The sequence below is a fragment of the Roseateles sp. genome (assembly GCF_019237615.1).
In the GTDB taxonomy this organism is placed as follows: Bacteria; Pseudomonadota; Gammaproteobacteria; order Burkholderiales; family Burkholderiaceae_C; genus Pelomonas.
On record NZ_JAFAGT010000078.1, the window covers coordinates 44,065 to 50,870 of the forward strand.

Genomic DNA, 6,806 nt, shown 5'->3' on the forward strand with positions numbered 1-6,806 from the left:
GCCGCGGCGGGTCGCCCGGCGCTGTGAAGTCAATCAGCTCCTGCCGGCACTTGTACGCAGTCGGCCGGCGCGTTTGTTGGCAAACATGGCCTCGTCCGCACGGCGCATCAGCGTCTGCTCAGTGCGGCCGTCGGCAGGGAAGTGGGCCAGGCCCAGGCTGCTGCCGACGGCCACCGACGCGCCCGTGGCCAGCGTGATGGGCTGGCTCAGCGCATCCAGCAGCCGGCTCAGCACCGGCCCCGAGTCGGCCTGCGCCTGCTGCGGCGTCAGGAGCACGACGAACTCGTCGCCGCCCAGGCGGGCCACCGTGTCGCCGTTGCGCAGGCCGGCGTTCAACCGGGCGGCCACGACCCTGAGGACCTCGTCCCCGGCGTCGTGGCCGTGGGTGTCGTTGATCTGCTTGAAGCCATTCAGGTCCAGGTAGGCCAGCGCGAAGACATGGCCGCCACGTTCGGCGGCGGCGATGGCCTGCCTAAGACGGTCGGCCAGCAGCAGGCGGTTGGGCAGGCCGGTCAGCGCGTCGTGCAGCGCGGCGCGCTCCATGCGCGCCTCGTGGGCCTTGCTTTGCGTGATGTCCACCATCATCCACAGCGATTCGCTGCCCCGTTCTCCGGAGGCGCTGGGCAGGTCCACGCTGGACAGGTCCACCCAGAACGGAGTGCCGTCCTTGCGGCGCATCTGCAGCTGCGTGCGGAAGCGCCCGCCAGCCTTGAGCTGCGGGTAGGCCAGGGCGCCCAGCGTCTCGTAGGAGGTGTCGTCGAGGTAGAACTGCCGAGCCGGCACGCCCAGCAGCTCGCCCTCGGCGTAGCCGAACATGCGCTCCAGCGCGTGATTGCGCCAGATGGTGCGGCGCCCGCGCAGCTTGACCATGCCGACGAGGTCGCTCTCCAGCATGGCCTCCTGGTCCAGCGTCAACTGGTGCAGCTGCTGGCGGATGCGGTGCGTCTCGCTGATGTCGAACATCACCGAGCGGCTGCGCAGGTAGGCGCCGTCCGCGTCGTAGACGGCCGTGGCCGACAGGCTGACGCGGCGCGTCTGGCCCTGGCGGCCAGTGATGTTGAACTCCAGCCCCGAGACCCGGCCCTCGCGCATGAAGCGCGGGAAGGCGTCGTTGAAGACGGCGCGGCCCTCGTCGTCGAAGAAGTCGGCCGGGCTGGCGTGGCCGATCAGCTGCGCGGCCGTGCAGCCCAGCCAGCTCAGGCCCAGCGCGTTGATCTGCAGGAAGCGGCCGTTGCCGTCCAGCGCGTAGTAGGCGCAGGGCGCGTTGTCGTAGAGGTCTTGCAGGCTCTGGCGTGCCTCTTCGGCCTGGGCTTGCAAGGCCTTGCGCGCCGTGATGTCGGACTGGATCACCATGAAGCCCGTCAGCGCGCCGGCGTCGTCGTACATCGGCTGGACCTCGATGTCGACCCAGTAGTCGCGGCCGTCCCGGGTGCGGTGCATCAGCTCGGCTTCGCAGCCCATGCCGACGTTCATCGCCTCGAGCATGCCGTGGACGGTGTCGCTGTCCGTGAGCTCGGACTGCAGCAACTCGCCGGGCAGGCGGCCCAGGGCCTCGGAGCCGGTGTAGCCACTCAGGCGCGTGAAGCCTTCGTTGACCCAGACGATGCGGTGCTCGGTGTCGGTGATCAGGACGCCATTGGTCGTGTGGCTGGCCACGCGCGCCAGCCGCGCGAGGTCGGCCGTCATGTCGCGCGCCATCTGCTCGGCGCGCGCTCGGCCGCTGGCCAGCAGATAGACCGTCATGGCCAGCAGCAGGCTCAGCAGCGCGCCGCCCAGTCCCGGGCCCAGGCCGGACAGGCCCAGCAGCGTCACGGCGGCGCCATGCGTCAGCGCCGTATCCAGCATGAACTCGCGCCCGGCCACCGTGAAGTACAGCGTCTTGGCCGTCGGCTCGGCCGCCAGCGTGTAGGTGGCAGCCTCCCCGGGCGTCAGGGCCTGGCCCCGGCGCATTGCCAGCAGCGGCTTGAACTCGCCATTGCCGGCGCTGGCCGACAGCTTGAGGTCCAGCAGCGCGGCCGCCGGCTCGGCCACGCCCTGCAGCAGTTCGTTGGCCACCAGCGGCGCGCACAGCACGCCTTGCAAGGCTTGGCGGCGCTGCTCCGGCGTGCCTGGATCCGTCCCCTGCCGATAGACCGGCACCAGCAGCAGGAAGCCGGGCCCCTTCAGCGGGTCCTGCACCAGGCGTACGGGGGCGGACAGCGTCGCCTCACCACTGTCTATGGCCCGCTCGATGGCTTGGCGGCGCACCGGATCGGCGCCCAGGTCCGTGCCCCAGGCCGGGAAGTTGCGCGAGAAGGGTGCGATCTGCGTGACAACGTAGAGCGTCGCGTCGCGGCTCGAGCTGTACACGCGAAAACCGCTGGAGTCCGCGTGCTGGTGGGCGGTGACGAAGGCGTCCAGGTCGCGGCGCGCCACTCGCTCGATGAAGCCGAAGCCGCGCACGCCGGGGAACTCCTCGGGCATGTCGCGCGATTCGACATAGGCGTCGAAGGTCTCGCGGTTGAGCTTGCCCTCCAGCGCGGCCAGCGCGCCGCGCGCGCCCTTGAGACCGTAGACCGGCATCGTCAGCCGCTTGACGACATCGCCCTGCAGGCGCTCGATCTGGCGCTCCTGCAGGTTGTGCGCCTCGGCGCTGGCGCGCTGCTGCTGCCAGACGACGGCGCCGGCCGTCAGCGCGAGGCCGATGGACAGCACTGCGGCGGCCGCCATCCAAGCGGTTGCGTTGGCCATCTTCGGCCTGGCGAAGCGGTCTCCGAGGCGCACGCTGCGGGCTCTCTTCCTGTCGGCTGCCGGCCATTGAAGCATGTCCGGCGCCGGCCGTCATCCACCGCGGCGCGCACAATCGGGCGCCATGGACCTCTTCCTCATCCAGGCTCGTGCCAACCGTCTCGCCAACCGGCGTCTGCTGGCTGCCGTGGCAGCGCTGTCGGAGGCTGACTTCCATGCACCGCGCACGAGCTTCTTTCCCAGCCTGGCGCTGACGTTGAACCACCTCCTCAACGTGGATCGTTACTACATCGCCGCGCTGCAGGGCGACGCGGCGATGCGCAGCATCTGGGCGGGCTATGTGCCGGCACAGACGGCGCTGGAGCTGGCGGCGCGACAGGATGAGAGCGACCAGCGGCTGATCGGTTTCTGCGCGGGGCTGAGGCCCGGCGACGAGGAGTGCATCGTCGCCTTCGACCGCGGCGCCGGCATCGAGGCCGGTCCGCGCGAACCGCTGGGGCGGGTGTTGGCGCATCTGTTCATGCACCAGACCCATCACCGCGGGCAAGCGCATGCGATGCTGGCCGGCACTTTGGTGAAGCCGCCGCAGCTGGACGACTTCATCTTGCTGGGCGACAGCGTCCACCGCGGCGGCGACATGGCCGCGCTGGGTTGGCAGGAGCCGGTCTGAGCAGGCCTCGCCTCAGAGTTCCGCCACGCCCTTGACGCGCACCGGCATCGCCACAGGCTGCGCCACCGCCTCCACCGCGCGGCCGTGGAAGCGGTCCAGCAACGCCTGCCACTGCTGCTTCACCGCGACGACGTTGGCGTGCTTCACATGGCCGTAGCCGCGGATCTTCTCGGGCAGGCGGGCCAGCGCGACGGCCGTGTTCAGGTTGTCGGCGGACAGTGAGGCCAGGATCTCGTCGACCAGCTTCTCGTAGTCGACGATCAACTGACGTTCCATGCGGCGCTCCTCGGTCTTGCCGAAGAGGTCCAGCGCGCCGCCGCGCAGGCCCTTGAGCCTGGCCAGCCACTTGAAGGCGGTGAAGGTCCACGAGCCCAGCTCGATCTTCTTCGCGCGGCCATCGGCGCCGGGCCTGGCGAGCAGCGGCGGGGCGAGGTGGAAGCTCAGGCGCTCCCAGTTCTCGAACTGGGCCTTCATCGCCGCCTCGAAGCGGCCGTCGGTGTACAGGCGCGCAACTTCGTACTCGTCCTTGATGGCCAGCAGCTTGGCGTAGTAGCGGGCCACGGCCTGCGTGAGGCGCTGGCCCTTGCCGAGTGCGGACTCGGCCGCGCGCACGCGCTCGACCAACCCGCGATAGCGCTGCGCATAGGCCGCGTCCTGATAGTCGGTCAGGAAACTCGCGCGCCGTTCGATGAGACCGTCAGGGCCGTCGAGCTGGTCGAAGTTGAAGAGCTTGACGACATTGACGTCCCCGGCCAGGCGCTGGATGGCGTCGGGTGCGGCGATGGCCAGGCGGCCCAAGGCAAAGGCCGTCTTGTTGGCCTCGGTCGCGACGCCGTTCAGCTCGATGGCGCGCATCAGCGCGGCCTCGCTGACTGGGATGAGCCCGCGCTGCCAGCAGGCGCCCAGCATGATGATGTTGCTGGGCAGCGTGTCGCCCATCAGGCGCTGCGAGATGTCCTGCGCGTCGACGGTGTCGAGGGCTCCTTGCTCGCCGACGGCGAACCTCATCTTGGCGAGCAGCGACTCGCCCTGCAGCGACGCGTCCGGGTTGCGCACGAAGCCGGCGGTGGGCAGCTCATGCGTGTTGGCAAGGATGACCGTGCGGCCGGCCTTGACGGTGCCCAGCGCATCCGGCGAGGCGCCGACGACCATGTCGCAGGCCAGCAGCACGTCGGCCTGCTGGGTGTCGATGCGCACCTGGTTCAGCAGGTCCAGCGTCGGCGCGACGCGCACGAAGGACAGCACCGCGCCGCCCTTCTGCGCAAAGCCCATGAAGTCCAGTACCGAGGCCTGCTTGCCTTCCAGATGGGCGGCCATGGACACCAGCGCGCCGACCGTGACGACGCCCGTGCCGCCGACGCCGGTGACCAGCAGGTCGAACGGCCCCGTCCACTGCCACGCCGTGGGCGGCTGGACGGCCGCGATCTCGCGGGCGAGGTCGTGCGCCGTGTAGTTCGCGCCGGCCTTCTTCTTCAGCACAGGGTCATGCACCGACACGAAGCTGGGGCAGAAGCCGTTCACGCAGGAGAAATCCTTGTTGCAGCTGGACTGCTCGATGGCGCGCTTGCGGCCCCAGTCGGTCTCGACGGGGACGACGCTCAGGCAGTTGCTGGCCACGCCGCAGTCGCCGCAGCCTTCGCAGACAGCCTCGTTGATGAAGATCCGGCGCGGCGGGTCCGGGAACTCCTTCTTCTTGCGGCGGCGGCGCTTCTCCGCGGCGCAGGTCTGGTCGTAGATCAGGACCGTGACGCCTGCTAAGTCGCGCAGCTCGCGCTGCACGGCGTCCAGCTCGCTGCGGTCGTGGAAGGTCGTGCCGGGCGGGAATTGGCCGTGCTGCCCGTCGTACTTGCCGATCTCGTCAGAGACGACGCACAGCCGCTTCACGCCCTCGGCCTCGACCTGGCGCGCGATCTGCGGCACGCTGGTCTGCCCGTCCACCGGCTGGCCGCCGGTCATCGCGACCGCGTCGTTGTAGAGGATCTTGTAGGTGATGTTGGTCTGCGCCGCGATGGCCTGGCGGATGGCGAGGTAGCCGGAGTGGTAGTAGGTGCCGTCGCCCAGGTTCTGGAAGACGTGCTTTTCCTTCGTGAAGCGGCTGTGCGCCGCCCAGTCCACGCCCTCGGCACCCATCTGGATCAGTCCTGACGTGCCGCGATCCATCCAGCTCGCCATGAAGTGGCAGCCGATGCCGGCCAGCGCGCGTGAGCCCTCGGGCAGCTTGGTGGACGTGTTGTGCGGGCAGCCCGAGCAGAAATAGGGCTGGCGCCGCACCGCGTCGGCCGCGTTGGACAGCAGTTGCGGCGTCAGGAAGTCGACGACGAGATGGCGGCGGTCCAGCGCCGGGTTCAGTCGCGCCAGCCAGTCGGCCACCGTGCCCATGATGCGGCTGGGGCGCAGCTCGCCCAGCGCGCTCAGCACCGCACAGCCGTGCTCGTCCGTCTTGCCGACGACGCGTGGGCGCTGGAAGTCGGGCAGGTGGTAGAGCAACTCCTTGATCTGGCGCTCGACGACAGGGCCTTTCTCCTCGATGACCAGCACATCGGTCAGGTTGGAGCAGAACTCATTGATGCGCGTCGGCTCCAGCGGGAACACCAGGCCCACCTTGTAGACGCGCACGCCGGCCGCGGCCAGCGCGTTGGGGTCCAGGTCCAGTCGGCGCAGCACCTCCATGAAGTCGTAATGCGCCTTGCCCACGGTCACGATGCCCAGCGTCGCGGCGGGGCTGGTGACGATGTGCTTGTCGATGCTGTTGAGCCTGGCGAAGGCCTTCACCGCGTCCAGCTTGTGCGCGAGGCGGGACTCCAGCTCCAGCGACGGCAGGTCCACCGCGCGGATGTGCAGGTTGGTCGGCGCCACGTAGTCGACGGCGTGTTCGAAGTCCAGCGGCACGGCATCCAGGTCCACCGTCATGCCGCTCTCGACGACCTCGGAGATGGCCTTGAAGCCCACCCAGGCGCCCGAAAAGCGCGACAAAGCCCAGCCGTAGAGACCGAACTCCAGGTACTCGGCCACGTTGGCCGGGTGCACCAGCGGCATGCTCCAGGCCTGCAGCGCCAGGTCGCTCTGGTGCGGGGTGCTGCTGGAGACGCAGCCGTGGTCGTCGCCGCAGACCACCAGCACGCCGCCCTGCGGCGCGCTGCCGTAGACGTTGCCGTGCTTGAGCGCGTCGCCCGAGCGATCCACGCCGGGGCCTTTGCCGTACCACATCGCAAATACGCCGTCGACGGTGCGCTTGGGGTCGAGCGCAGCGCGTTGCACGCCCAGGCAGGCGGTCGCGGCCAGGTCTTCGTTGATGGCGGGCAGGAAGTTGATCTGCGCGGCGTCGAGGAACTTCTTCGCCTTCCACAGCTGCTGGTCGACCATGCCCAGCGGGCTGCCCCGATAGCCGGACACGAAGCCGGCGGTCTTG

The 6,806-nt window shown here is 69.5% G+C and carries 3 protein-coding genes; 1 reads left to right on the plus strand and 2 read right to left on the minus strand.

From position 1 onward, the window contains the following. Positions 1–33 precede the first annotated feature (33 nt). Positions 34–2,730: a sensor domain-containing diguanylate cyclase gene (locus tag JOY88_RS15675; protein ID WP_293503564.1), complete on the minus strand. Its 2,697-nt coding sequence runs from the start codon at positions 2,728–2,730 to the stop codon at positions 34–36. 121 nt (positions 2,731–2,851) lie between these two features. On the opposite strand from JOY88_RS15675, the gene JOY88_RS15680 reads away from it, so the two are divergent. Next, complete coding sequence (locus JOY88_RS15680; protein ID WP_293503565.1) at positions 2,852–3,397, plus strand: DinB family protein; 546 nt, start codon at positions 2,852–2,854, stop codon at positions 3,395–3,397. 12 nt (positions 3,398–3,409) lie between these two features. Here the strand turns inward: JOY88_RS15680 and JOY88_RS15685 are convergent. Next, positions 3,410–6,806, minus strand: a 3,397-nt coding sequence (locus JOY88_RS15685) for an indolepyruvate ferredoxin oxidoreductase family protein (protein WP_293503566.1), incomplete at its 5' end; no start/stop codon positions are given.

Coding starts and splice junctions, on each gene's coding strand:
- JOY88_RS15680 (WP_293503565.1), top strand. CDS start 2,852: ATGGACCTCTTCCTCATCCAGGCTCGTGCCAACCGTCTCGCCAACCGG.
- JOY88_RS15675 (WP_293503564.1), bottom strand. CDS start 2,730: ATGGCCAACGCAACCGCTTGGATGGCGGCCGCCGCAGTGCTGTCCATC.